Consider the following 24,818-nt stretch of genomic DNA (forward strand, 5'->3'; position numbering starts at 1 on the left):
TTTTAGCCAAAAGTTAGTTTAACCAAAATAATATTTTCTCAATTTTTCATTTTGTAGGTCACTTTTATGACAACAGCTATAGAAGGCACAGTAGAAGAAGGCACAGAAGACGCGCCAGTATTATTCAGCACCGAACCGACAGATTGTGGTCACCTGATTGGAATCATGACGTTAAACACGCCCAAATCTCTTAATGCCCTGAGCGTTGAGATGTGTCAGTTATTAGCCCAGCAGCTAGAGCAGTGGCAAAATGACGATCGGATAGTAGCATTACTATTAAAAGGCGCAGGCGATAAGGCATTTTGTGCTGGCGGTGATATTCGCAAGCTTTATGACAGTATGTCTAGTGATGCACCGCTACCGAATCCTTATGCGACAGAATTTTTTGGTCATGAATATCGTCTTTATCGGCAGATGCACTTTTATTCCAAACCACTAATACTCTGGGGTGACGGCATTATCATGGGTGGTGGCATGGGCTTGATGGCAGGTTGTAGCCACCGCTTGGTCACAGAGCGCACGCGATTTGCCATGCCAGAAGTGACTATTGGGCTGTTCCCTGATGCTTCTGGCAGTTGGTTTTTGCAGCGTATGCCAGCTAAAACGGGCTTGTTCTTAGGGTTGACGGGCGCGATATGTAATGGCAATGATGCGCTATTAGCCAATCTTGCAGAGTATGCCGTCGCCAGTAGTGACTATGATGCCGTCATACAAAGTTTAAAACAGAGTGACTGGCAGGTTGCCGCTAGTCGTACGGATAAATGCGATAACAATAGTGCTCATAGTGTCGTTAGCCGTGTGCTTGCAGCGCAACCAATTGCCAAGTTGCCTGCTAGTAAATTGGCAATCCATTGGCAATCTATTCAGCAGTTGATGAACAGCGGCGGACTGGGTGATATCGATGCTTTATTACAAAGTGATGCGGCACTCGAAAAAATAGATACAGAGTTTGCCAATGACAGCTGGACGCAGCGAGCAGTAGACACTTATCGCCATGGCTGTCCAGTTACCGCTGCTTTAACTTATGCGCTTTATTATAAAGTCACTGACTTATCACTAGAGCAAGTTCTGTATTTAGAAGCCAATGTAGCCGTACATTGTGCCGCCAATCCTGACTTTAAAGAAGGGGTACGTGCGCTGCTCATTGATAAAGATCGTAATCCACAGTGGTCACGCTCACTAGCAGACTGCCTAAGTAGCGAAGGGCAGGCGTACATACAGCAGCACTTTGTGAATCCTTATGCTAAAGGTGAGCATCCGTTAGACGATTGGTTGGGTGATAAGGCTTTAGGCAGTCAGTCTGTGCGTTAAAAATTGAATTTATCAATTCAATATAGACATCAAATTAAAATTACACTCAATTAAATAGTTTACAGCTATATGTGTAGCAACGCCTGCGCGCATGATTAATACTAACCATCAAGGAATGATGAGATGAATATAAAGGATGTAAATGCCACCGATAACGATACTACTAAGCCAAATATTGCTTTTATTGGGCTTGGTAATATGGGCGCACCAATGGCAGAGAACTTGTTAAAAGCAGGTTACCCGCTCTCGGTTTATGATTTATCCGCAGAAGCAACTGAGCGATTGCAGCAAGCAGGTGCCAGTGTAGCAGACAGCCCTAAAGATGCTGCACGTCATGCACAGGTCGTTATCAGTATGTTGCCTGCTGGCAAGCACGTCCATTCTGTCTATTTAGGAGATAATGGCGCTGACGGTCTACTTGCAGAGTTACCACAGGGCACATTGGTGATTGACAGCAGTACCATTGCAGCGGCTGATGCAAGAACAGTGGCGGAGGCGGCAAGCAAACTTGGCATAGACTTCTTAGATGCCCCAGTCTCTGGTGGTACGGGTGGTGCTATCGCTGGTACGTTAACCTTTATCGTCGGTGGCAGCACTGATGCCTTTGCCAAAGCTGAGCCGATACTGGCTGTGATGGGCAAAAATATCTTTCATGCAGGCGAGCATGGCGCAGGACAAGTGGCAAAAATCTGTAATAACATGCTGTTAGGTATTCTGATGGCAGGAACGGCAGAAGCGATTAATCTGGGCGTCAAAAACGGTCTCGATCCAAAAGTGCTATCGGATATCATGCTACAAAGCTCAGGTCGTAACTGGACACTAGAGGTATACAATCCTTATCCGCAAGTGATGGAAAATGTCCCTTCTAGCAATGGCTACCAAGGCGGCTTTATGAGTAAGCTCATGCAAAAGGATCTTAACCTTGCCATGCAGACCGCTGAAGATACTCAGGTAGAGACGCCGATGGGAGCCAAAGCGACAGAGCTATATGAAGCGCATGCAATCGAGAACGGCGATAGAGATTTCTCGAGCATTATGGCGCGTCACGACAGCTCAGTATTGACTTAAGATTTTAAAAAAAGCATAACTAAAAAAGGTCTACATTATCATAATAGTGCAGACCTTTTTTTGGACTTATTTTTGGTTTATATCAAGGCATTTAACTTGGCAGCTCATAGACGAGCGACTGAATATCTTTCGCTGCTTTTTGCAGTTGTGGGACATGGGTTAAGAGATCATCTAAAGACACTCGTATGGTCGGTGCATGAAGATATAGCGAAGCAAGGTAGCGCGACTTTCTATCCCGTATCGGTACGGCGATTGCCACCATCTCAGAGATAAACTCTTCATTATCGATACCAATACCTGTTTCAGCGATACGATCAAGCTCAGCGTTTAGCGCATCGATATCGGTAATCGTATTTTTGGTAAACTTATCCAATGACAGGTTTTGCAGTATTTTGTCGCGGCTTGTGCGCGGCAACTGACTTAAATATAGCTTACCAGTCGCTGTACACCACATTGGCGACTTTGCGCCCACTGGCAAATAAATCTGTATCGGCAAGGTCGTATTTGCACGGTTGGTATAGATCATGTTCATCTGATAAGGCACACCGATCCCGCAAGTCTCTTTTAGCTCATCAACCAGCTTTTGCAAAATCATTTGTCGCTCATTAAAGAACAATCGCTGCTGCCAAAGCTCAACACCCAAGTTGCGTACCCGCTTGCCCGGTATAATGCCGCCGCCAATATCCACAGTCACAAACCCTTCATCGAGCAGATTTTGAATCAATCGATGAATGGTCGGCTTTGGAATATCAAGCTCTTGCGATAGCTCAAGTGGTGAGAGCGGTTTTGAGGCATAAGACACCGCCTCGATAATCTCTAACACACGGGTAATCGACGATACTTTAGGCATATGAGTGGCTCAATAAGAATAAAAAGAATACAGTAGGAAGCACAACAAGGCATTAATAGATAACAGTAAATACGCAGCCTTGCGACAAATTTTCCTATCCTCTAATTTAGCATAATATCAAGCTTAGACAAGATCTAGTTACTTTATATGCCAATACTAAATGCATCCATACTAACGTTACACAGTCATACAATATTGAAAATTTATGCTAATGCTTTATTTTTCTGAAAAGTTTTCTAAAAGCAATAATTACTACACCAACTCACAAAATACAACAAACTGTAGTAATAAGCTATATAACTGTCATTGAGTTAAATAAAGAGGTAGGTCATTATAATGACATATTTTGTAATATCCTTACATGAAGATTAAGCTAACCAATATTCATGTTTGCGCTGCTGAGTTACTTTAAGAGCATTGTGTAACAGAAAGACGAAGTTTTGCGGATTGGTGTAGTAATTATTACAATATCTATGCAATCTTTACATAACGGCAAATAAAAAGCGCTCCTAGAGGGGTGACTTTTCCGGCCAAAATTGTTTTAATCTGCTCAACAAAATGATCGATTTAAAAAAAGCTAAATTGTCATTTTTTATGGGCGACTTATTCCACACTTTAGGAGAGTATTTATGAGACTTATTAAATTAACAGCAATTTCTGCTGCCGTTTTAGCATCAACTGCTGCACTAGCTGCTGAACCTGTTATCGTTGTTGATGGTAACGATGCAGTTGTATATGAAGCTGAGCCTGTTGCTGTTGCTGTTGCATATGAAGCTGAGCCTGTTGCTTATGCATACAATGCTGACGCTGGTATCGTTCGCAATACTACTGGTGCTGTTGTTGGTGGTACTAAGACTTTCTTCCAAACTGCTATCAACCCAGCTTCTGTTAGCGCTGAAGTTGGTACACTAGGTTATGGTGCTAACATCGGTTGGTCACTAAATGAGAAAACTGAATTACAAGCTGGTTGGGCAGGTGGCGATGTTTCTGATTTATTCGGCGACATTGATGTAAACGATATTGAATACGATATTAAAGATGCAGACTTTAGTAACCCGTACCTAGGTGTGCAATTACGCCCTGCTGGTAACTGGTTCACCATGGGTGCTGGTATCATCGTACCTGACAACGATATCGACGTAACTGCTGAAGGTAAAAGCGATATCTTCAAGATTGGTGATGTTAGCTATAATGCTACAGATACTGGTACTTTATCAGGTACTATAGAGCATCGTAACAAGATAGCCCCTTATGGTACTATTGGTTTCCGTCCTAACATCACTAACAACTTCGGTTTGTTTGGCGAAATTGGTGCGGCATACATGGGTAAAACTAACGCGACAGTTCGTGCAACTGGCGATGCTACTGAGACTGTTGGATATGTAAGTGGTGCAGAGACTGTTTCTAAAGGCGAGAGTACTATCACGCGTGGTGACGTTGCCGCTGCAGCACAAAAAGAATTAGAACGTAAAGATTATCTTGAGTGGATGCCAATTGTTAAGCTTGGTGCAACTTACCGCTTCTAATCTAATCACAGTTTAAGTACTGTTATTAGAAGAAGAGTAAGAAAAAACGATCCTTTTTAGGGTCGTTTTTTTTGTTTGTGAAAGGGTAGTTGTTAGAATGAATCATATGTATAAATAATCTAGAAAATAACGATGGTTTGTTGCGCTGACAATACCGCGATACGGTAATCGGACTTAATGTCTGCTATGACCATTAAAGATGACGGTTCTTTAATAGCATGAATCAAATCAGCAATCAGGTAGGAGTAATCTACTCCTAACCCTTGTGCCAGTTTGTATTGATGAATTTTGATAAAACTTTCTTTTATTTGCCACAGTAATTTAGCGATAATCTCACGCTGAAGTGGGGATAATGCTTGTAAAGCAGCCATTTCATGCTCAGAATAAAACCGCTGTGCCACGCGCCATGCTACATGATTGGTTTCAATATCAATACCAATGGGACGGTGACGACTAATGACCACTGTTACTTTACTGTTCAATGATTTATTGATTGTCTGAACAGTATTTTGATTAATATCATGATTCTTGCTGCCTGTATGACTAAAGCATACGTAATATTCACTGCTGCTAAGCCGATACGGGAAATTTGACTCATCCAAAGTATCGCACAACTTTAGCTGATCCAGTAATTGTTGTAGCAATAATCGAACGCCTTTACGTTGTAGTTGACGTTGATGCTGCGCCATTTCACGCATTGATAAACTTACTGGTGACAGGCAGTAATGCCAATTAAGCTCGTAAAGTTTCTGAAAGTCTACCTGTGATATATTGTTCGCGGATGACCACAGTAATTCATCCCACAGTCTTTTAAAGTTGAGGGATGAACACTCGCTTACTTGTGCAGTGGCGCACCACGTTGCAGGATCGAGCTGGGTATATTGTACATGGGTCAGGTTTAAGATAGAGCTTGGCATCATTGATTATATCTATTGGATTCGTTCGCTTAGTAATATGCAAAAAGCCCAGCGATATATTATTGCTGGGCTTTCAATTATAAAATATGTTGAGCTTTATCGACTGTGATTGGTTTTACTGGTGTTAGTAAGACAATTCAGCACGGCGATTTAGTGCGTAAGCTTCTTCAGTATTACCAGCGGCAGCAGGGCGCTCTTCACCATAACTGATGATGCGGATATTGTTTACTGCGACGCCTTGAGTAGCAAGGTAATCACGTGCTGCAGCAGCACGGCGCTCACCTAGTGCCATGTTGTATTCACGGCTACCGCGTTCATCAGTATTACCTGCGATAACAACGCTGGCTGCTGGATTTGAGTTGAGCAAGCTGGCATGTTGATTAAGAATGCTCGCTGCTTGTGAAGTAATTTCGCTGCTATCAAAAGCAAAGTAAACAACTGCCTGTAGGTTTTCTGCGCCCATAATAACCGCGCTTGAGTTATCTACGATGACTGCGCCAGTGTATCCAACTTGACCACCTGGGATACCTAGTGGGGCAACCACGACTTCAGAAGTAGCACGTTTGGTCGCACAACCTGTGGTTAGTGCCACAGCGCTTGATAATACAGCGAGGACTGCGATCTTAGAAAAACTGGTTGACATAATGAGCTCCTAAAATTTTAATTAATTAAAATTGTTTTTTTTGAACTGCTTACGATAAAACTTAGGCAATTGCTATCTATCATATACTAAATGTTACTTTATGTAAGTAGTATTACTGTAAATAATGCTAGAATTTACAGATAGATATGAGATCTACTACCAGCGGTGCTTGCCCCAATTTTCAGGATTGGCCCAATAATCCGCATTTAACCAATTTGGCAGCTGTTTATAGTCATATAAATTGAACTGCCAAAGTCTAGCGGACGCTGATGACTTTACAGATGAAGGCTGCTCTGATTTGTCAGTAGTATTCATCTCTAAAGATGGTTCATTCAAGATATCAAATGGGGTAAAGCCATAAGCTTTTAGATCTAGGGTGTCATCAAGGGCGATGAGCAGGTGTGCCGCATAAAGATCTCGATAGCGCATGAGCAGCGGAATATACTGCTGCAGAAACTCTGGTGAGAGTGTGGGCAACCAAAAACAGGCGAGCTCATAACGTTCAGGTAATTGTCGTTGATTGAGCTCTAATAATGTCGATATTTGTGGTGAGCGGGTATTTTTTAGCAGTGTCTTTAATGCTAACCGCGCATTTTGATCTGGGACGACCCACAGCAACTCAGTGTCATTATTAGTAGATTCAATCGTTGTGGATGCGTTCGCTTGTATGGTTAGTGAGGGCAAAAGAGCCTCAACGTAATCTATCAGTAATGGTAACGTAATGTCTGAGCGACTGTCGGTTTGCTTTATCATATAATAGGCCGTTTATCGAGTGTTGGTCATCAGTGACCCTATTAAATCATTTTAATCGCGATTATCCAATGGGTGATTGATGCTGATTATGCTGCTCTTTTAATGTATCGACTCTCCCAATCTTTTGATATATCGACTCTCTCATTACCATCTCATTTTGATAAGTATCAGGGACGATGGACATAATAAAATTGGGGTATGCTCTTGAAATTTGGCAGTTTAGGTCAATGTAGCAAGATACCATTATCATGTTAATGGTCATAAAATTATGCTAACTGATGACCTGCCTTAACCTAAATTATCCCGCTTTTTACCGTATATTTTTTTTGCCACAAATAATAATAGGAATACCCATGTCTATTGCTGAAACTGATGCTCAAATCATTAATCCTGATATGCCAGATGTGCCACCGCATGCACCAAGTAAAATTAATTTAAAAGATTACCAGAAACCTAGCTTTGATGTGGAAACGGTTGATTTAGATATTAAACTGTTCGAAAATCATGCACAGGTAGACAGCACTCTGAAGATGGTACGTCAAACAGCAGGAGATCTCGTATTGTTCGGTGAGGAGTTGGAACTGATCGCCATTACGATGAATGGTAAGTCATTGACGGCTGAGGATTATCAACAACAAGCAGGCACGTTGACGATTGCTAATGCACCTGATGTGGTTGTTTTACAGATTCAAGTACGTATCTGTCCGCAGACCAATACCGCACTTGAAGGGTTCTATATGGCGGGCAGTGGTGATGAGACGATGTTTGTCACCCAGTGCGAGCCGGAAGGTTTTCGTAAAATCACTTTTTATCCAGACCGCCCCGATGTGCTAGCGATATTTACCACGCGTCTTGAGGCGGATAAGCGTTATCCAACACTATTGGCCAATGGTAACTTGGTTGAAGCAGGTGAGGTGGCAGATGCCCCAGACCGTCATTATGCGATATGGCATGATCCAACCAATAAGCCAAGCTATCTATTTGCCTGCGTTGTCGCTGATTTAGACGTATTAACGGATTCTTATACCACTAGCGAAGGTCGTGAGGTGTTGCTGGAAATATACGCAAAGTCTGCTGACATTGATAAATGTGATGTCGGTATGCAAGCGTTGAAGGATTCGATGAAATGGGATGAGGTCAATTATGGTCGCGCCTACGATTTAGATCGCTATATGATTGTTGCCGTGAGTCAATTTAATATGGGCGCAATGGAAAACAAAGGTCTGAATATTTTTAATACCGCTTGTGTGTTATCCAGTCCTGAGACGACAACGGATGCGCGTAGCTTTAGTGTGAAAGCCATCATTGCCCATGAGTATTTTCATAACTGGACAGGCAATCGCATCACTTGCCGTGATTGGTTTCAATTGTGCTTAAAAGAAGGCTTTACCGTTTACCGCGATCAATCATTCTCAGCGGATCAGCAGTCGAGTGCCGTACAGCGTATCGACGATGTGGCGACCTTGCGTGCTCATCAGTTTGCGGAGGATGCAGGACCATTGGCACACCCGGTACGCCCTGAGAGTTTTGTCGAGATTAATAATTTTTATACGACGACTGTTTATGAGAAAGGCGCTGAAATCGTACGCATGATTGCCAATACGTTAGGAGCCGAGAATTTTCGTAAAGGCACGGATGAGTATTTCCGTCGTTATGATGGGCAAGCGGTGACGGTTGAGGACTTTTTGTCAGCGCTTAGCATCACGGATAGCAAGATTGAAAGCTTCATCGACTGGTATCGTCAGCCGGGCACACCAATGGTTTCTGGTCATCAATATTATGACCATGCAGCGCAGACACTGATGATTACGTTAAGTCAGCAAACCCGTCATGTCAGTGGCTTTGCTGCGCCAAAACCTTTGCCTATTCCGGTAGCGACTGCGCTATTTGATAAAGACAATGGTGACATTGTGGCTGAGCATATGCTGCTACTCGATCAAGCCACGCAAACCTTTACCTTCGAAAATATAACGCGTGAGCCTGTTGTATCCTTGCTACGTGATTTTAGTGCGCCAGTACAGCTCAATTATGATTATCAAGATGCAGATTTGGCATTTTTGCTCAAACATGAAACCAATGGTTTTAACCGCTGGCAAGTGACGCAGATGCTGGTCAATCGTATCTTGCTGCAAGGTCAAGGCGAGAAGAGCAGTCCTGATATCTATCTGCAAGCACTAGCGCAGACATTGCCTGTGCTCGCGGCTGAGGATGCGATGTTGGCTGCCCGCTTGCTTGATATTCCATCAGCGCAAGAGCTGGCGTCTGCTATTCATAAAGATTACGATCCAGCATTGGTGAAAGCGCAGCGCGACGACTTGTATCAGCAGCTTGCAGAGGCGCTAAACGATCAATGGGCTGAGCTTTATAAGCAGTTACCTATGCAGGCTTATGAAGATAGTGCCGAAGCTCGTGGCACCCGTGCCTTGCGTAATGTGGTTCTCGATATGGCGCTGACCGCAAATGTCGATGGCGCAGATAAATGGGCGCAGCAGCAGTATGATGATGCAAGCTGTATGACGGAGCGTTTCGGCGCGTTGAAAGCGATGGTCAATCATCAACTGCTAAATGCTGATGAGTATTTAGCGGACTTTTATAATCGCTTCCAAAATAATGATTTGGTCATCGATTTATGGTTTAGTGTGCAAGCGTCTGCTGATACTGTGACCGCTGATACTATCCAATCCTTGATCGCTCACGCAGATTTTGATTGGAATACGCCCAATCGTGTACGCTCAGTGGTCAGCGCCTTCACCTCGCAGCCAACGGCTTTATGGACGGCAGAAGGGTTAGAGCTTTATATTGGTGTGATTAAAAAGTTGGATGATGCCAATCCTGTTTTGGCGTCGCGCTTATTGCAAGTGCTAGCGCGTTGGAATACCTTGGCTGAGCCACGTCGTCAAATGGCGCATGAACGGTTGATTGAGTTGCAAAAGCAGGCTTCTTCTAAGCATGTACTTGAAAGTCTAAACAGTGTTTTAGGATCAGCGAGCGAGTAGGGTAAATTAAATGACTCTATAACAATAAACTAAATTATTTTATAAGAAAAAGCCCGTCCGATAATAATATCGGACGGGCTTTTTTATTAAACGCTTAATAATGCTTAAAAAACTTAATATTCTGTGTCTATGGGCAATCGTTATTAAAGATTAACGATTCGGCAAAACGTCTTTGACCATATCACGTAGGTTATGTAAGGCAGTGACCGTACTATCCCAATCTAAGCAACCGTCAGTGATAGACTTGCCATATTCGAGCTGACTTAAGTCAGCGGTCAGTTTCTGATTGCCGCCCTTTAGATGACTCTCAATCATCATACCGATGATCGATTTATTGCCGTTTTGAATTTGTTCCGCAACGTTTTGGATAACCATCGGCTGTAGATATGGGTCTTTACCTGAGTTGGCATGGCTTGAGTCAATCATAATCTTGCTATTGGTTTTGCCTTTTGCCAGCTCGTTTTCCACTTGCGCAACCGCAGTCTCGTCATAGTTGGGCTTGCCGTTACCACCGCGAAGTACCACGTGCGCGTAAGGGTTGCCTTTAGACTTGATGATTGAGACTTTGCCATCTGCTGACAGACCTAAGAAGCTATGACCTTCTTTTACGGCTTGCATTGCGTTAACAGCGACTGTCATGCCGCCATCTGTTCCATTCTTGAAGCCTACTGGGCATGATAAGCCTGAACTCATTTCACGATGCGTTTGGCTCTCAGTGGTACGTGCGCCAATCGCTGACCAGCTGATCAAATCCTGCATGTACTGCGGGGTATTCGGGTCTAATGCTTCGGTGGCGCAAGGCAGACCTTTTTCATTCAAATCGAGCAGTAGCTTACGGGCAGTACGCAGACCTTTTTCAATGTCGAAGCTGTCGTTCATATCAGGGTCATTAATCATGCCTTTCCAGCCAACGGTTGTGCGCGGCTTTTCAAAATATACGCGCATCACCACAAATACGCTATCTTCGATTTCTTTTGCTAATATGGCCAACCGATCGGCATATTCGTGAGCGGCTTTGATATCATGAATAGAGCAGGGGCCGATGACTACAAAGAGGCGCTTATCTTTACCGTCCAAGATGTTTTGGATAGTATTACGACCGTTTAATACGGTTTTATAGGCTGCATCTGATAAAGGTAGCTCAGTTTTTAGCTCAGCGGGAGTGATCAAAGGAATGAACTTTTCAATATTCACGTCGTCAATATCTGCATTATGGGTAACTGATGTTGTCATGGTTATATATCGTCTAGCTGATTTATAGGGAGTTTCATTATGCGGACAAAAGTGTTGGTTGACAAGGGCAGTCGCGCAGTTAATTGACTGATAACTGGAATGAGGAAACCAAAACTTAGTTATACTTGTTCAGCGCCAATCGTATATGAGCGCTTCAACAAGCAAGATTGTTACTCAATTTATCTGTCCGTATAGAAAAACGAATTAACCCGTTAAGTGGTCATTTCTGGCTTTTATCAGCTAATTTAGCTATTTGTATCATCGTCACGTATGATGACAATATAAAAGGTATGACGATAAAATAGTGAGTATGGCGAATGCTTAGGTATCACAGAGCTTTCGCGCAGATTTTATGCGTCGTATTTTATAATAATCATTCATTTATTTTATATGCATTTATTGTATTTTTTAATATCGAGAGCTTGTCATGACAGATTCTGCTACGCCTGATCAATATCATAACCTTATAGACCAAACAGAGACTGAAATTCGAAGTGCTGAATTACAGACTGTGCCATTGGTCATCGGTATCATCGCAGGTGAAGTGTCAGGGGATAGCTTGGGCGCAGACTTCATGCAGCAGATGAATAATCTACGTGGTGATATTGTGTGGGTCGGCGTCGGTGGTACAAAGATGCAAGCGCAAGGGCTGCAAAGCATTTTTCCATTGGAGCGTTTAGCGGTGATGGGTTTGGTAGAAGTTATGGCGCAATTGCCTGACTTGCTTAAAGCTCGCCGTGAATTACTGAGTGCATTTAAAGCCGCTGATATTGATTGGTTTATCGGCATTGATGCGCCTGATTTTAATCTTAGAGTGGCTAAAAAATTAAAACCGCAAGGCGTATTCTGCGTGCAGTATGTCAGCCCTTCTATTTGGGCATGGCGTGAGTCACGTATTCATAATATTAAAGCAGCGACCGACCTTGTGTTGTGTTTATTCCCCTTTGAGCTGTCCGTTTATGAGCGCCATAATCATCCAGCAATATGTGTTGGTCATCCACTGTTGCGTACGATCGATCAAACATTATTAGAGACACCGATCAATCAGCGCCGTAGTGAGCTGGTTTGGCACAACGATGGCTTGCAGCAGTTTTTTATTGAACGATTTGACGATGTCAGCCAGCTGATTTGTGTGATGCCAGGCTCTCGGCGCGGTGAAATCACGGCTATTTTGCCATTGATGCTGGATGGTATTCAAAAGTTAATATTGCTCGACCCCAAGCTATGCTTTATCATTCCGACCGTCGACCAGAATCACCAATATATCGTCCAAGATGTTATTGACCAGCGCTCAGAGCAACTACGTGCTGCCATCGTTGTGGTCTATGATGATAGCCAGCCAGCCTTTAGTCAACAAGCGATGGCAGCCTCAGATATTGTGATGCTGGCATCTGGCACTGCAACGCTAGAGGCGATGCTGTTAGAGCGACCGATGGTGGTGGTTTATCAATTAAATAAGCTCACCTATCAGATTGCCAAACGCTTGGTCAAAGTGCCTTATGTGGCGCTGCCCAATATTTTGGCTGATACTGCAATCGTTCCTGAGTTGATTCAAGAGCAGGCGAGTGGTGACAATATCTGTCGTACGGTCATGCGACTACTGCAACCGCGTGCCTATGCTGAGCAATTAAAAGATCTCGTCGCCACCAAGCACTTATTACAACAGCAGAGTAATCATGATCCCGCTAATAGCGTGATTGAGCAATGGTTTATCCAAGCGAAACATCGGATTTAAGCCATTATTGATTGCGATCATTTCTTCTTCTATTAATCACAATGATACCTAATAACAAAGATACCGCGCCCCTATGAGTAACCAGTACCAAACCGACAACGCTGTCACCCCGATCGAAGTAAGTATTGAGCAAATTGATATCAAAGGTCAATATCTACAGCTGGTTGAGCCTATTCGTTTATCGGGTGAGGTAGATATTGGTGCGCTACTTGCTCAGTATTCGATCAAGGTGGAGCAAGGCTTACAGCAGTCAACGCTACAAATGGGCGTTGATGAGGCAGGACGTGGGCCGTTGCTCGGTAGCGTCAATGTGGCTGCTGCGATATTGCCTAAAACTTGGTCAGGATTGATTGAGATGCAGCCATTAAAGGACACGCCATTATCTATCTTGACCGACTCCAAGCAGCTGAGTGAAAAGAAGCGTGACCGACTTTATCCATTGGTTCAGCAGCATGCTATTGGTTATGTTGTCGCCGAGATCCCAGCAGCGGTCATCGATCAAGTCAATATCTTGCAAGCGACGATGCTCGGTATGCGCTTATGTACCGAAGTATTGTTAAAAGCCATTGCTCATCATCTTGCTAACTCTATGAGGCAGGTCGAAGTTTTGTTCGATGGTAATCGCTGCCCTGAATTAAATGAGTCAATGCTCGCTGAACTGGGTATAGAAAAATCGATTGTCGATTGCCAAGCATGGGTAAAGGGCGATGCGCGTCATACCAGCATTGCTGCCGCCAGTATATTGGCTAAAGTCAGCCGTGACAAAGCCATGTATGCGCTTGATGCTGAGCATCCAGAATACGGTATCGCCAAACATAAAGGCTATCCAACACGCGCACACATGGAGGCAATCGAAAAATACGGCGTATTATCTGCACATAGACGTAGTTTTGCACCAGTCAGGAAGTCATTAGAGAAAGCCACTTAACAATACACGTTAAGCTAAGCGTGCTTCTTTAAAATAGCCTAAGCAAAAATAGTCATGGCTAAAAATAAGATAGTCCGTAATGAACGTATCAGTCTTCAACAAACACCAAGTAAAAATTTTTGGACTGTATTACAATGCCATTACAAATAAATTCAATACTGTGATGTTAGGGCGTGTTGAACATTCGACTATGGCACTGACAGGGACTATTTTGCAGGCGATTCGACGTTAAAAATAGTAAGTTTAGTCATTCTAAGCGTATATTTTTAACAATGAAGCGGCAAAAAAGAGTTCTGTCCCCTTCTATTAATATTGGGGCTGATACTAAAATTGCCCCCAGCTATTTACAAGCAGGGCGTTGCAATTCTAGCTAAGGTATTAACATCATCATCGAATTGCGCCTTGTCTGGAACAATTTTAACCATCAGCAGTGCCTATTTGTGAATGTTCAACACGCCCTAGCAGCTTAAGTCTACTTAGCTTATGTACCCATACTTAACGCTGGCATTTATTGACTTATATACGCGCTATTATTCTATAGGATAAAAAATGACGCTCAGTACGCTACAGAAAAATCTTGCTGCAGTGCTTTTTTTGACAGTGTTTCTAACGGCTTGTGGTGGGGGCGGTGGGGGCTCTGATAGCAGCTCTAATACTAATGCGCCAAGTCCGAACCCACCTGCTATCGAGCCAAACGATCAGCCCAATGATAATACAAGCGACAATTCAAGCGATAATGTTGGCGAGCAACCTGATAGTACGACTGCTACTAATGAGGTAAAGGCTGCATTAATTGCCAACAATAAGTTCAGTTTGGCGCGTGCCAGCTGTGGTCTGAGCGGCTTATCTGTTGATACCGCGCTTGATGATGTTGCTATTAAACATGCAAATTATATTAAATACGTCTTTGCCAATAGCTCACCGACCGCATTCAGTGCGCATTACGAAAATAATATTGCAGATATTTCGGGCGTTACCAGTAGCAATAATCCATTTTTTGGTGGGTTAAGTTTTACCGATCGCTTATCAAACGCAGATTATCCAAATGTACGATATGGTGTGACTGAGAATATCGCCCAATCTATTCACTATAGTTCAGCAGGCAATCTTATTCGCTCGGATGTTGTGGCAGGCTCGATGGCAAAGTCCTTGCTGGCAGCGCCTTACCATTTGCGTTCATTAATGATGCCTAGTGCAAGCGTGACGGGTACTGGCGTGGTTATCTATAAGCCATACAATAAAGAGGCGGCGAATAACCAAGGTTATGTATTGGTCAACCATGCAGCAGCGACCCAAGCGACTAAAGATAATACGGTTAAAGGCGTATTCACTTATCCATGTGAAGGCGTGACGGATACAGTAACCGCGCTATACAATGAGACGCCAGATCCTGTCAAGCATACAGGGCGTGACTTGCGAGTAGATCCTATCGGGCAACCCATTTATATCAATATGCCATCCGCTCAAACGATTGATATCAGCAATGTGAGATTCCATGATATCCAGCGAAATATCGATGTACCGATTGAGCTGCTAGACTATCGCCAAGATCCCTATAAAAATACGGCAAATGCACTACCAGCAAACGAGGCTTTTATATTACCAATCACTGATAATTTAAGAAGCTGCCAGATTGCCAGTAAAAAAGACAAAAACTGTGGTTTACATGGCAACAGTGACTACCGTGTCAGCTTTGATATTTTAGTGGATAATAAAACTATCGAGCGTGAGAGCTTTACCTTTACGACAGGGATAGTGAATTAATAATTAGGTGAACTAAGACGTGCTCTTAATCTGAATAAAAGCACCAATCTGAACGAAAGTACATAAAGAGTAAGTATAATAAAGCAAGGGCTGAACCAGTTATCTGATTCAGCCCTTGCTTTATTATAATAGTCAATCCCTTGCACTATAAAAATTTCGGCGTTCATCTCGCTTGAAACATTATATATGCCTATAATTAGTTGCCTTGTACTTCACCCTTATTTTGAGTTGAAGTAACTATATTACAATAAACCATATTGCAATCAATCATATAAATACATAAGTGCTAAAACGATGAGTTCGGTTGTTGCAAGAAGGCTTCTTCTTCATCCGTTGACTCGCGATCTAAAATGTCATTGCGATGCGGATAGCGACCGAATTGCTCAATGATATCTTTATGACGATTTTCGAAATCCAGCGTATTGTCATCTTGCAATTTCTCAAACAATGGTAAGTAGTGCTTATGAATCATCAATGATTCAGAGTGCATAAATGGCATGATGATAAACTTGCGCCATTCAGTCGGCAACGTATCAAAGTGTGGTTGTCCAATAGCCTCTTGTGCCAATGCGATAGCCATACTATCTTGTGCAAAAGCGTCTGCTTGCCCGCGGCACAAATTACGCGAAAACTGATCTAAGACAATAATTTCTGCTAGTCTGCCTGCCAACGCCGTGATAGAGCTATTGCTATCGGTTGACGCGTTTGCGCTACGCCATGTCACGCATTCACCTTGCTTTGCCGCGTGCCAGATGTCACCGAATTTATCTTTTATCTGCGTATCAAAGTCATCATTTTGCGCAAACCAATATTGCTCATTGTCTTTGTCGAACCAAAACTCCAGTACTGTACGCGCATTAGCATCAAGATGTTCTAAATGAATATTTTTTGGGTCGAGCTGCGATGAATAAGCTTGGCTAGTAGCAGTGGAATAATCGGTTGATAGTGACATAAGATATTCTAATTATGATGAATTTAGTCTACTATAGCGCAAATATTTATGTCTGTCATGATGCCAACAGCAGCTATTAGGTAACCTCTTATGAATGCAAAAACTTCGCTAAACACCACCCAATCATCTCTACCACCCACGCCTTATTATTTGCTCGATGAAGCGGCAATCGTTGCCAATATGCAGATTATCTCGCGGTTGTGTGAGCTATCAGGCGCTAAAGCATTATTGGCGCTCAAATGCTTTGCCACTTGGGGCGTGTTTGATGTGATGCAGCCTTATTTGCACGGCACAACCTCATCGTCACTTAATGAAGTTAGACTTGGCTACGAGACTTTTGGTAAAGGTAAAGACAGTGATAATAAAAAAGAAACTCATGCTTACAGCGTCGCCTATAGCGCTGATGAGATCGATGAAGTATTGAGCTATGCTGATAAAATTATCTTTAACTCTATCTCACAGTTAAATGCTTTTAAAGGTCAAGCGGCGGCAAAAAACATCCCTGTCGGTCTACGATTGAACCCTAAGACCAGTAATTCATCGTTTATCATCGCTGATCCTGCGCGTCCTTTTAGCCGTTTGGGTGAACATGATAAAAACAAGATTGCAGCGGTACTTGATGACATTACTGGGGTAATGATTCATAACAACTGCGAAAATGACAGCTTTGAAGCCTTTAGTGCCAGCTTGGCAGATATCGAAGACAGATTTGGTGATATTTTAGCGCAGCTTGAGTGGGTGAGTTTGGGCGGTGGTATTCACTTTATCGCGCCTGATTATCCACTAGAAAAACTGGCAGACAGGTTAAAAGGCTTTAGTGAAAAATATGATATACAAGTTTATTTGGAGCCGGGTGAGGCCAGTATTCATGGTGCTGGATCATTGGTTACGACCGTCTTAGATACTATGCACAATGAAAAAAATCTCGCTGTAGTAGATTCATCCATTGAAGCACATATGCTGGATTTGCTAATTTACCGTGAGTCAGCGCCGATAGCGGCTGTGAATAGTGATTTAATGAATATTGCCTCTCTTGATATCGACCCTACCAATATCGCACCCATCAGCGAGAACGCTAAGTCAGCTGATAATACGATTATTTATGGTCGTTCTTGTTTGGCGGGCGATATCTTTGGTGAGTATGCCTTGCCAAATAACCTAAAAATGGGTGATACCGTAACCTTTGGTAATGCCGCAGGTTATACCATGGTGAAAAAGAACTGGTTCAATGGTGTTAATATGCCGGCGATTGTGATTCGTCGTCTAGATGGCAGTATAGATGTGCAGCGCGAATTTGATTATCAAGATTACAAAGCCAGCTTGTCTTAATTTAGTTGTGTCGATTAATTGATTTAAATTTTAGAAAACAAAGACTTAAGTTCGTTTTTAGATGACTTTAACTCGTCTATTTTTTATACATTATTTTTACCGATGTCTTCATGAAAATTGTTATAATCGCCACGGGCAAAAGCCAACAATCAAATGGTGCTTTGCCCGACGGGTGCGTGGGTTTTCCTCGGTCTTCCTTTTTAATTCACGCATATCATTCACTCGTTTCTGTTTTGACTCGCCACTATCGATGGTATCGACAGAGACACAAAGGAGGATTGTTCATTGAACACAAACCAACAAGCCAAATCTAGCAAAAAAGACGTACTCATCATCGGAGCCGGCGGTGTCGCTCAAGTGGTCGCGCATAAATGTGCGATGCATAACGATATCCTTGGCGAGATTCATATTGCCTCGCGCACGCAAGATAAATGTGATGCCATCGCCCAAAGCGTGAAAGATAAGAATAGCTTCAAGCAGCCTGCGGTATTGCATACGCACCAAGTGGATGCTATGGATACTCAGGCGCTGATACAGCTGATTCAAGAGTCGGGTATCCAGATCGTCATCAATGTCGGTTCGGCATTTATCAATATGACGGTATTGGAAGCTTGTATCGAGACAGGTGTTGCTTATATCGATACCGCCATTCACGAAGATCCACGCAAGATTTGCGAGACGCCGCCATGGTATGACAATTACGAATGGCAGCGCAAACAGCGCTGTGCGGACAATAATGTCACGGCGATTTTAGGGGCAGGATTTGACCCCGGTATGGTCAACGCCTATGCGCGTCTTGGCTATGACATGATGGATGCAGGTTCGGTGACGGATATTGATATCATTGATATCAATGCTGGCAGCCACGGCAAATACTTCGCTACTAACTTCGATCCTGAGATTAACTTCCGTGAATTTACCGGTACGGTCTACTCTTGGCAAGACAGCAAGTGGCAGTCTAATAAAATGTTCGAAGTGAAGCGTACTGACGATTTACCAGTGGTTGGCGTGCAAAACAGTTACTTAAGTGGCCATGATGAAGTGCATTCGTTATCCGCCAATTTAGACGTACCAAATATCCGTTTTTGGATGGGCTTTGGTGAGCATTATATTAATGTATTCACTGTGCTACAAAGTTTGGGTCTACTCTCTGAGCAGCCGGTGATGACTGCTGAAGGGCAAGAAGTAATTCCGTTAAAAGTGGTCAAAGCGGTACTGCCAGACCCAAGTTCTCTTGCACCGAACTATACGGGCAAGACCTGCATCGGTGACAAAGTCAAAGGCAAAATCAACGGCGTCGATAGCGAGGTATTTATTTACAATATCTCAGATCATAAAGACGCTTATAACGAAGTTGGTAGCCAAGGTATCTCTTATACCGCAGGCGTACCACCTGTCGCGGCTGCGATGTTAGTCGCGACTGGCGAGTGGGATGCTGGCAAGATGGTCAACGTTGAAGAGCTAGATGCCAAGCCATTTATCAATCTGCTCAATAAAATTGGCTTGCCAACGCGTATCAAAGATAGCGAAGGTGACAGAGCATTAGAGTTTGATGTTTAAATAACGAGTTTGATTTAGAAAAGCCTATCTTTTATAGATAGGCTTTTTTATGTCTGGGTTTTTACGTTAATCTTACGAGGAAGTAGGGGAGCTGATCCTGTCATTACCCCTCACTAGGGTTATAATTTCTCAATGCTGCAATACGATCATCAAGCGTTGGATGCGAGCGGAAAAGGTTTGCGATACTAAAGCCTGTAGATTGTCCTGATGAAATAGCAAACGCTTTCATACTCTCAGGCATTTGATCTGGACGCTGCTCAGAAGGACGTAAAGCATCAAGCGCACTAATCATTTTGTCTTTGCTAGCAAGCTTTGCACCCATCTGATCCGCACGGAATTCGCGTAGACGTGAGAACCACATTACGATGGCAGATGCCAAAAATCCAAGTAAAATATCCATCACAATACTCGTGATGAAGTAACCAATACCTGGGCTATCACTGGTGTTTTTAAACACCGTCCGATCGACGAAGCTACCAATAATACGCGCAAAGAACATCACAAAGGCATTCACTACGCCTTGAATGAGCGCAAGGGTGACCATATCACCGTTTGCCACGTGACCAATTTCATGCGCCAATACCGCTTCTACTTCATCGGGTGTCATGCTTTGTAGTAAGCCAGATGAAACAGCGACCAACGCTTTGTTTTTATTCCAGCCTGTGGCAAACGCGTTTGGCTGAGAATTATTAAAAATCCCCACTTCTGGCATGCCAATATTTACCGCTCGCGCTTGTCTGGCGACCGTATCTACCAGCCATTTTTCAGTGGCATTGCTTGGCGTTTCAATAACCACCGTTCCCGTTGATCTTTTGGCCATCCACTTCGAGATAAATAGTGATACCATCGAACCAACCATGCCGTACACGCCGCACATAATGGCAAGGCTGGTGTAATTTAGCCCGCCTGCGCCATGTACGCCACCAATTCCAAAAAATCTGGATAAAATACCAAACACGATGCTAAATACCACAATCACCGCTAAGTTGGTTAATAAGAACAATCCGATACGCATCATGATGCCAGTTTCCTCATTTAAATTTAAATACAACTTTAAGACATAATACTCTATGAGGTATTATATTTTTATATATGTTTTTACTTTACATAAATGGCGTTATTTTGATAAATAACAATCCCAGTTAACCGTATAAATACAGTGATATGGTTAGCGAGCAAAGAATAAAAATAAACGATAGCGACATCTAAAAGGTGAAAACAATTATTTTTTGACGGTTTAAATAGTCAAGGGCTAAAAGTAAAAATTAAAACGAAAATAGTGAGCAGGTATAATGAGCACTCACTGTTAAGGTTTTTCATTTAACGCTCTATGAGGTCTAATCATGAACGCTCTAGCACTTAAAGTCCCTCCAGTCGCCCAAGTGATTATTACCGCTGCTGCTATGTATGGCGTCTCTAAAATGGTTCCTGCTTTGACGTTCTCACTCAACGGCTCAACTGTACTGGCAGTGGCTTTGGGTGTGGTGGGTCTGAGCTTAGGTATCATGGGGGTGACTCAATTTAGAATCGCTCAGACCACGCCCAATCCGCAAGCGTTAGAGCAGGTCTCTAGTTTAGTGACCAGCGGCGTATATCAGTATAGCCGCAATCCGATGTATGTGGGTTTGGTGCTTATATTATTAGGCTGGGCGTTCTATCTTTCTCACTTTCTGGCGTTTGTACTATTGCCCATTTTTATACTTTATATAACGCGCTTTCAAATCCAGCCAGAAGAGCGGATGATGGCACAGAAATTTGGCGAGGTTTATCAGGATTATCTAAATAAAGTGCGGCGCTGGATTTGAGGTATAGTAAGCAAAGATTTTATGATAAATGAATGAACAATAAAATCAGGGAGATGACGTTATGGAAATGAAAAATATACCTTTTGCTATTACCGATTGGACGACAGTAGAAGCGGTAGAAAACAAAGGTGAAACGGGCACGGGGTATTGGAAGACTTGCGAATTCAACAATATCAATGTACATATGGTTGAGTACTCCGCAGGCTACCTTGCCGATCACTGGTGCGATAAAGGACATATTTTATTCTGTGTTGAGGGCGAGCTGAACACCGAACTAAAAGATGGTCGTAATTTTACCTTAACAGCGGGTATGACTTATCAAGTGGCGGACAATACGATTGCACATCGTTCGTCAACGAAGATAGGCGCTAAGCTATTTATTGTTGATTGATATTGCCAGTAACACCATAAAATTCATAAAGCTATAAAACCATAGATCTATAAAAATAAAGCGAGAACATAAAATGCAACTAGAAATTAATGTCATCGATGCTTTTACGGATACGGTTTTTAAGGGGAATTCAGCGGCGGTTATCATTACAGATAATTGGTTAAGTGATGATTTGATGCAGTCTATCGCTTTTGAGAATAATTTATCTGAGACAGGTTTTATCGTCTCTGATGATAAAAATATTTATCATATTCGCTGGTTTTCGCCCTTCACTGAGATTGCTTTTTGCGGGCATGGTACATTGGCATCCGCTTTTGTTTTATTCAACAAAAACGCTACTTTAACATCCATAAAGTTTTCTGCCAAAGCCGTTGGTATTTTGACAATCGTAAAAACGGACTCTGGTAAAATTCAAATGGATTTTCCAAACACAAAGCCTGAAAAAGTTTATGATATTCCGGATAGTTTGTTAGCGGGTTTCTCTATTGTACCCATTGAGGTTTACCGAAATGAGAAAGCCTATTTTGTCGTTTGTGAATCTGAGTCTGACGTATTCAATGTAGAGTGTGATAATGAGAAATTAAAAGAGTTGTTACCATTAAATGTGGTGGTGACTTGTCAGGCTGAATCGGACGTTTATAATCATTATGATTTTATATCACGATATTTTTGGTCAAATAATGGTGGCGGTGAAGACCCAGTAACTGGCTCAGTGCATACTGGTCTTGCACCATTATGGGCTGAGCGTTTGGGTAAAAATCACTTGGTCGCTTATCAAGCATCACGTCGCGGCGGGGTTCTAGACTGTGTCGTCGCTGGCGATAGAGTCATTATTTCTGGTCATGCCGTTCAGTATATGACAGGTTTTATCACGATCGAGGAGTCATAGGGTTGACTGAATTAAAAACCGTTGGACTGTTTGCACTGACCGCATTAGCAGAGATTGCGGGCTGCTATTTGCCTTATCTATGGCTGCGAGAAGGTAAGTCTATTTGGCTGCTTGTCCCTGGCGTACTAAGCTTGGTCGCTTTCGTTTGGCTGTTGTCTTTACATCCTGCCGCAGCTGGTAGAGTCTACGCGGCTTATGGCGGCGTGTATATTTCGATGGCTATTTTATGGTTATGGGCGGTGAATGGTATCAGGCCGACCACGTGGGATATAGTAGGTTCTGCGGTTGCGTTATTAGGTATGGCAATTATTATGTTTGCGCCGCGCGGTGCTTAGCATAAAGACCGCACCTAGCATAAAAAATGCCAATCAAACCGTGAGGTTCGATTGGCATTTTTTAAATGGCACAATGATGCACTAAATATTAATGTTTACCTAAGATACTGCCGTTGTCGTCTTTCTTAGATTGTTTGGCGGCTTTTTTCTCTTTTGCCGTTAATAGCGGTTTCTTTTTTACGTTCTTTTTACTGTCTTGACCTTTACTCATGGTTTTTTCCTCTTGAGATAAGCCGTAATACCTTTTAAGCCAATGTAAATAGCTTGAAGGTTAGATTAATGCTGATGACGCAAATAGTGCGTACTGCAATGAGTATATGCTTAAGGGGTCGCAATAGATAGCGCTAGCACAATTCACCTACGATTCGAGTCAATCCTGTATTCTTCCTTTGTTTAATGCTCCTTCTAAAAATTTGTCTGATAAATGAATTTTATAAGTAGATTTTCGATGCCATGGATTTATTTAGTCAATACTGCTATTAATAAGTGCTTACTTACGGAGTCATCACGATTTGCTATAATAAGCCACAAGCCGATAAGTCGTCGCGGCAAACTTTTATAATATTCATATTTAGCATAAAAATGCTTACTGTTTTGGTTGACTGTTATGCGTATCCGTAAACTTTTTAAATTTGAAAATGCACATATTGTGCGTAATTGTAGCTCTGAGCGCTGCAAACACTCTATCCATGGTCATAGTTATCAGATTGAACTGATTCTTGAGGCGAAGCGCTTGGATCACGGGCAAATGGTCTATGATTTTGGCTTATTAAAATCGTCTATCAAGGACATTATCGATAGCTTTGATCACGCGATTTGTTTTTGGAATAAAGACGACCCTGAGTATGTCGCTGCCTGTAAAAAATTCAGTGCACGCTGGATAAGTTTGCCAGTATCGCCATCGGCAGAGCAATTTTCACGCGTGATATTCTTTTGGGCGCAAGAAATTTTAAAACAAACCCAAATGCAAAACGGTGAATCTGATGTCAGCGTTTACTCGGTGATTGCACATGAAACCGCAACCGGTTACGCGCAGTGCTTTGCTGATGATGTGGCTAATGAGCAAATGGGTAAGCTTCATCTAGAAGCGTTTGAGTTTAGCGATCAAGTCAGTGCCGAGTGGCACGACCCTGAGCTATATGCCAAATTGATCCGCGGTGAAAGCTTTATCAACCCAACAGTGACTATGCAGGTACAGACGCAAGTGCAGGCAGGTAAGCCTGATGCCTAATAGTACAACAGAGGACAAAAACACTAAAACGCTGATACTGTATACAGAAGCTGATACTCAGCGTTTGGCTACGCAATTGGCAGCTTTACCCTTGACAGGTAGTGTTTGGCTGGCAGGTGATTTAGGGGCAGGTAAAACGACTCTGACTCGCTATTGGTTGCAGGCGCTCGGGCATGCAGGTGCCGTCAAAAGCCCGACTTATACTTTGGTTGAGCCTTATAGCATCGAGCAAAAAGATGGCTCGATCAAGCCAGTTTACCACGCGGATTTGTATCGTCTGCAAGACCCAGAAGAACTGTCTTTTATCGGTTTTGATGAGTACTTGGATGAGCCTAATGCGTTGGTTATCATCGAATGGGCAAGCCGTGCGGACAGCTATTTACCGCCGCCCACCTTGTTTATCGATATGACGCAAGCTACTAGCACTGATAAGGATAATGAGTCTCGTCAAGTCGAGCTGCGGCTATCGAAGGCTGGACAAGCGCAAGGCTTGGATTTATCCTCTATTAAGATTTAATTATACATTTGAATGTTCAACAGACTTTAATAGTTCAACAGACTTTAATATAAGTCATCAATATCTGCCAGTACTATTTATCATC

24 protein-coding genes are annotated in these 24,818 nt (G+C 42.8%); 16 read left to right on the plus strand and 8 right to left on the minus strand.

The features are described 5' to 3' along the window. Nucleotides 1-66: 66 nt before the first annotated feature. Both JMW94_RS02900 and mmsB read left to right on the plus strand, forming a co-directional pair. Nucleotides 67-1,311 (plus strand): enoyl-CoA hydratase/isomerase family protein, encoded by a 1,245-nt coding sequence (locus tag JMW94_RS02900; protein WP_201600929.1) that lies wholly within the window; start codon nucleotides 67-69, stop codon nucleotides 1,309-1,311. Nucleotides 1,312-1,434: 123 nt separating this feature from the next. Further along, entirely contained in the window at nucleotides 1,435-2,379 is a 945-nt protein-coding gene (gene mmsB / locus JMW94_RS02905; protein ID WP_201600940.1) for a 3-hydroxyisobutyrate dehydrogenase, read from the plus strand. 91 nt (nucleotides 2,380-2,470) lie between these two features. On the opposite strand, the gene JMW94_RS02910 is transcribed toward mmsB, so the two are convergent. Then, the gene (locus tag JMW94_RS02910) at nucleotides 2,471-3,229 is read right to left on the minus strand and encodes an IclR family transcriptional regulator (RefSeq protein ID WP_087815900.1); all 759 of its coding nucleotides are present in this window, start codon (nucleotides 3,227-3,229) and stop codon (nucleotides 2,471-2,473) included. A gap of 629 nt (nucleotides 3,230-3,858) precedes the next feature. Here JMW94_RS02910 and JMW94_RS02915 point away from each other — a divergent pair. Beyond that, complete coding sequence (locus JMW94_RS02915; protein WP_201600942.1) at nucleotides 3,859-4,755, plus strand: hypothetical protein; 897 nt, start codon at nucleotides 3,859-3,861, stop codon at nucleotides 4,753-4,755. A 119-nt stretch (nucleotides 4,756-4,874) separates the two neighbouring features. Here the strand turns inward: JMW94_RS02915 and JMW94_RS02920 are convergent, their stop codons facing one another. From JMW94_RS02920 to JMW94_RS02930, 3 genes are all read right to left on the minus strand, one after another. Next, nucleotides 4,875-5,675 (minus strand): 4'-phosphopantetheinyl transferase family protein, encoded by an 801-nt coding sequence (locus JMW94_RS02920; protein WP_201600957.1) that lies wholly within the window; start codon nucleotides 5,673-5,675, stop codon nucleotides 4,875-4,877. Nucleotides 5,676-5,796: 121 nt separating this feature from the next. Then, a complete protein-coding gene (gene pal / locus JMW94_RS02925) occupies nucleotides 5,797-6,315 on the minus strand; it encodes a peptidoglycan-associated lipoprotein Pal (protein WP_109590035.1) in 519 nt (172 codons plus the stop codon). A gap of 156 nt (nucleotides 6,316-6,471) precedes the next feature. Beyond that, entirely contained in the window at nucleotides 6,472-7,068 is a 597-nt protein-coding gene (locus tag JMW94_RS02930; RefSeq protein ID WP_055124945.1) for a DUF6231 family protein, read from the minus strand. A gap of 395 nt (nucleotides 7,069-7,463) precedes the next feature. Here JMW94_RS02930 and pepN point away from each other — a divergent pair, with 395 nt between their 5' ends. Continuing rightward, nucleotides 7,464-10,064 carry an aminopeptidase N gene (gene pepN, locus JMW94_RS02935; protein WP_201601321.1) on the plus strand — a complete coding sequence of 867 codons (2,601 nt, stop codon included), beginning with the start codon at nucleotides 7,464-7,466 and terminating at the stop codon, nucleotides 10,062-10,064. 150 nt (nucleotides 10,065-10,214) lie between these two features. Here the strand turns inward: pepN and JMW94_RS02940 are convergent, their stop codons facing one another. After that, on the minus strand, nucleotides 10,215-11,297 hold the full coding sequence (locus tag JMW94_RS02940; RefSeq protein WP_055124944.1) for a 3-deoxy-7-phosphoheptulonate synthase: 1,083 nt from the start codon (nucleotides 11,295-11,297) through the stop codon (nucleotides 10,215-10,217). Nucleotides 11,298-11,724: 427 nt separating this feature from the next. Between JMW94_RS02940 and lpxB the strand changes: the two genes are divergently transcribed. From lpxB to JMW94_RS02960, 4 genes are all read left to right on the plus strand, one after another. Then, a complete protein-coding gene (gene lpxB, locus JMW94_RS02945) occupies nucleotides 11,725-13,032 on the plus strand; it encodes a lipid-A-disaccharide synthase (protein ID WP_227685394.1) in 1,308 nt (435 codons plus the stop codon). A 73-nt stretch (nucleotides 13,033-13,105) separates the two neighbouring features. Further along, nucleotides 13,106-13,960, plus strand: a complete 855-nt coding sequence (locus JMW94_RS02950) for a ribonuclease HII (RefSeq protein ID WP_201600960.1) — start codon at nucleotides 13,106-13,108, stop codon at nucleotides 13,958-13,960. Nucleotides 13,961-14,039: 79 nt separating this feature from the next. Beyond that, nucleotides 14,040-14,192, plus strand: coding sequence for a hypothetical protein (locus JMW94_RS02955; RefSeq protein ID WP_201502128.1), 153 nt, complete (start codon nucleotides 14,040-14,042; stop codon nucleotides 14,190-14,192). Nucleotides 14,193-14,509: 317 nt separating this feature from the next. Next, nucleotides 14,510-15,724, plus strand: a complete 1,215-nt coding sequence (locus JMW94_RS02960; protein ID WP_201600962.1) for a CAP domain-containing protein — start codon at nucleotides 14,510-14,512, stop codon at nucleotides 15,722-15,724. A 286-nt stretch (nucleotides 15,725-16,010) separates the two neighbouring features. Here JMW94_RS02960 and JMW94_RS02965 read toward each other — a convergent pair whose 3' ends face one another. Continuing rightward, the gene (locus JMW94_RS02965) at nucleotides 16,011-16,676 is read right to left on the minus strand and encodes a DUF924 family protein (protein WP_201600964.1); all 666 of its coding nucleotides are present in this window, start codon (nucleotides 16,674-16,676) and stop codon (nucleotides 16,011-16,013) included. A 90-nt stretch (nucleotides 16,677-16,766) separates the two neighbouring features. On the opposite strand from JMW94_RS02965, the gene JMW94_RS02970 reads away from it, so the two are divergent. Further along, the gene (locus JMW94_RS02970; protein ID WP_201600966.1) at nucleotides 16,767-18,005 is read left to right on the plus strand and encodes a carboxynorspermidine decarboxylase; all 1,239 of its coding nucleotides are present in this window, start codon (nucleotides 16,767-16,769) and stop codon (nucleotides 18,003-18,005) included. A gap of 285 nt (nucleotides 18,006-18,290) precedes the next feature. Next, a complete protein-coding gene (locus JMW94_RS02975; RefSeq protein WP_201600969.1) occupies nucleotides 18,291-19,565 on the plus strand; it encodes a saccharopine dehydrogenase family protein in 1,275 nt (424 codons plus the stop codon). A 103-nt stretch (nucleotides 19,566-19,668) separates the two neighbouring features. Here the strand turns inward: JMW94_RS02975 and htpX are convergent, their stop codons facing one another. Continuing rightward, on the minus strand, nucleotides 19,669-20,583 hold the full coding sequence (htpX, locus tag JMW94_RS02980) for a protease HtpX (RefSeq protein WP_055124936.1): 915 nt from the start codon (nucleotides 20,581-20,583) through the stop codon (nucleotides 19,669-19,671). 325 nt (nucleotides 20,584-20,908) lie between these two features. On the opposite strand from htpX, the gene JMW94_RS02985 reads away from it, so the two are divergent. The 4 genes from JMW94_RS02985 (at nucleotide 20,909) to JMW94_RS03000 (ending at nucleotide 22,985) form a co-directional block, all read left to right on the plus strand. After that, nucleotides 20,909-21,370, plus strand: coding sequence for a methyltransferase family protein (locus JMW94_RS02985; RefSeq protein ID WP_201600972.1), 462 nt, complete (start codon nucleotides 20,909-20,911; stop codon nucleotides 21,368-21,370). A 61-nt stretch (nucleotides 21,371-21,431) separates the two neighbouring features. Continuing rightward, on the plus strand, nucleotides 21,432-21,761 hold the full coding sequence (locus tag JMW94_RS02990; RefSeq protein ID WP_060491190.1) for a DHCW motif cupin fold protein: 330 nt from the start codon (nucleotides 21,432-21,434) through the stop codon (nucleotides 21,759-21,761). Between the two features lie 73 nt (nucleotides 21,762-21,834). Next, nucleotides 21,835-22,650, plus strand: a complete 816-nt coding sequence (locus JMW94_RS02995) for a PhzF family phenazine biosynthesis protein (RefSeq protein WP_201600975.1) — start codon at nucleotides 21,835-21,837, stop codon at nucleotides 22,648-22,650. 2 nt (nucleotides 22,651-22,652) lie between these two features. Further along, nucleotides 22,653-22,985 carry a YnfA family protein gene (locus JMW94_RS03000; protein ID WP_201539692.1) on the plus strand — a complete coding sequence of 111 codons (333 nt, stop codon included), beginning with the start codon at nucleotides 22,653-22,655 and terminating at the stop codon, nucleotides 22,983-22,985. An 88-nt stretch (nucleotides 22,986-23,073) separates the two neighbouring features. Here JMW94_RS03000 and JMW94_RS14955 read toward each other — a convergent pair whose 3' ends face one another. Continuing rightward, complete coding sequence (locus JMW94_RS14955; RefSeq protein WP_020443648.1) at nucleotides 23,074-23,196, minus strand: hypothetical protein; 123 nt, start codon at nucleotides 23,194-23,196, stop codon at nucleotides 23,074-23,076. A gap of 396 nt (nucleotides 23,197-23,592) precedes the next feature. Here JMW94_RS14955 and JMW94_RS03005 point away from each other — a divergent pair, with 396 nt between their 5' ends. Together JMW94_RS03005 and tsaE are read left to right on the plus strand one after the other, a co-directional pair. Continuing rightward, nucleotides 23,593-24,216 (plus strand): 6-pyruvoyl trahydropterin synthase family protein, encoded by a 624-nt coding sequence (locus JMW94_RS03005; protein WP_055124932.1) that lies wholly within the window; start codon nucleotides 23,593-23,595, stop codon nucleotides 24,214-24,216. Beyond that, nucleotides 24,209-24,733: a tRNA (adenosine(37)-N6)-threonylcarbamoyltransferase complex ATPase subunit type 1 TsaE gene (gene tsaE, locus JMW94_RS03010; RefSeq protein WP_201600987.1), complete on the plus strand. Its 525-nt coding sequence runs from the start codon at nucleotides 24,209-24,211 to the stop codon at nucleotides 24,731-24,733. Before JMW94_RS03005 ends, tsaE begins: the two co-directional genes overlap by 8 nt. Nucleotides 24,734-24,818: the final 85 nt, after the last annotated feature.

This window comes from Psychrobacter immobilis (genome assembly GCF_904846185.1).
Lineage (GTDB): Bacteria > Pseudomonadota > Gammaproteobacteria > Pseudomonadales > Moraxellaceae > Psychrobacter > Psychrobacter immobilis_B.

What these genes read in the sequence shown, in the direction of transcription:
- JMW94_RS02900 (WP_201600929.1), top strand. Translation starts at nt 67, where the DNA reads ATGACAACAGCTATAGAAGGCACAGTAGAAGAAGGCACAGAAGACGCG.
- mmsB (WP_201600940.1), top strand. Translation starts at nt 1,435, where the DNA reads ATGAATATAAAGGATGTAAATGCCACCGATAACGATACTACTAAGCCA.
- JMW94_RS02910 (WP_087815900.1), bottom strand. Translation starts at nt 3,229, where the DNA reads ATGCCTAAAGTATCGTCGATTACCCGTGTGTTAGAGATTATCGAGGCG.
- JMW94_RS02915 (WP_201600942.1), top strand. Translation starts at nt 3,859, where the DNA reads ATGAGACTTATTAAATTAACAGCAATTTCTGCTGCCGTTTTAGCATCA.
- JMW94_RS02920 (WP_201600957.1), bottom strand. Translation starts at nt 5,675, where the DNA reads ATGATGCCAAGCTCTATCTTAAACCTGACCCATGTACAATATACCCAG.
- pal (WP_109590035.1), bottom strand. Translation starts at nt 6,315, where the DNA reads ATGTCAACCAGTTTTTCTAAGATCGCAGTCCTCGCTGTATTATCAAGC.
- JMW94_RS02930 (WP_055124945.1), bottom strand. Translation starts at nt 7,068, where the DNA reads ATGATAAAGCAAACCGACAGTCGCTCAGACATTACGTTACCATTACTG.
- pepN (WP_201601321.1), top strand. Translation starts at nt 7,464, where the DNA reads ATGCCAGATGTGCCACCGCATGCACCAAGTAAAATTAATTTAAAAGAT.
- JMW94_RS02940 (WP_055124944.1), bottom strand. Translation starts at nt 11,297, where the DNA reads ATGACAACATCAGTTACCCATAATGCAGATATTGACGACGTGAATATT.
- lpxB (WP_227685394.1), top strand. Translation starts at nt 11,725, where the DNA reads ATGACAGATTCTGCTACGCCTGATCAATATCATAACCTTATAGACCAA.
- JMW94_RS02950 (WP_201600960.1), top strand. Translation starts at nt 13,106, where the DNA reads ATGAGTAACCAGTACCAAACCGACAACGCTGTCACCCCGATCGAAGTA.
- JMW94_RS02955 (WP_201502128.1), top strand. Translation starts at nt 14,040, where the DNA reads ATGAACGTATCAGTCTTCAACAAACACCAAGTAAAAATTTTTGGACTG.
- JMW94_RS02960 (WP_201600962.1), top strand. Translation starts at nt 14,510, where the DNA reads ATGACGCTCAGTACGCTACAGAAAAATCTTGCTGCAGTGCTTTTTTTG.
- JMW94_RS02965 (WP_201600964.1), bottom strand. Translation starts at nt 16,676, where the DNA reads ATGTCACTATCAACCGATTATTCCACTGCTACTAGCCAAGCTTATTCA.
- JMW94_RS02970 (WP_201600966.1), top strand. Translation starts at nt 16,767, where the DNA reads ATGAATGCAAAAACTTCGCTAAACACCACCCAATCATCTCTACCACCC.
- htpX (WP_055124936.1), bottom strand. Translation starts at nt 20,583, where the DNA reads ATGATGCGTATCGGATTGTTCTTATTAACCAACTTAGCGGTGATTGTG.
- JMW94_RS02985 (WP_201600972.1), top strand. Translation starts at nt 20,909, where the DNA reads ATGAACGCTCTAGCACTTAAAGTCCCTCCAGTCGCCCAAGTGATTATT.
- JMW94_RS02990 (WP_060491190.1), top strand. Translation starts at nt 21,432, where the DNA reads ATGGAAATGAAAAATATACCTTTTGCTATTACCGATTGGACGACAGTA.
- JMW94_RS02995 (WP_201600975.1), top strand. Translation starts at nt 21,835, where the DNA reads ATGCAACTAGAAATTAATGTCATCGATGCTTTTACGGATACGGTTTTT.
- JMW94_RS14955 (WP_020443648.1), bottom strand. Translation starts at nt 23,196, where the DNA reads ATGAGTAAAGGTCAAGACAGTAAAAAGAACGTAAAAAAGAAACCGCTA.
- JMW94_RS03005 (WP_055124932.1), top strand. Translation starts at nt 23,593, where the DNA reads ATGCGTATCCGTAAACTTTTTAAATTTGAAAATGCACATATTGTGCGT.
- tsaE (WP_201600987.1), top strand. Translation starts at nt 24,209, where the DNA reads ATGCCTAATAGTACAACAGAGGACAAAAACACTAAAACGCTGATACTG.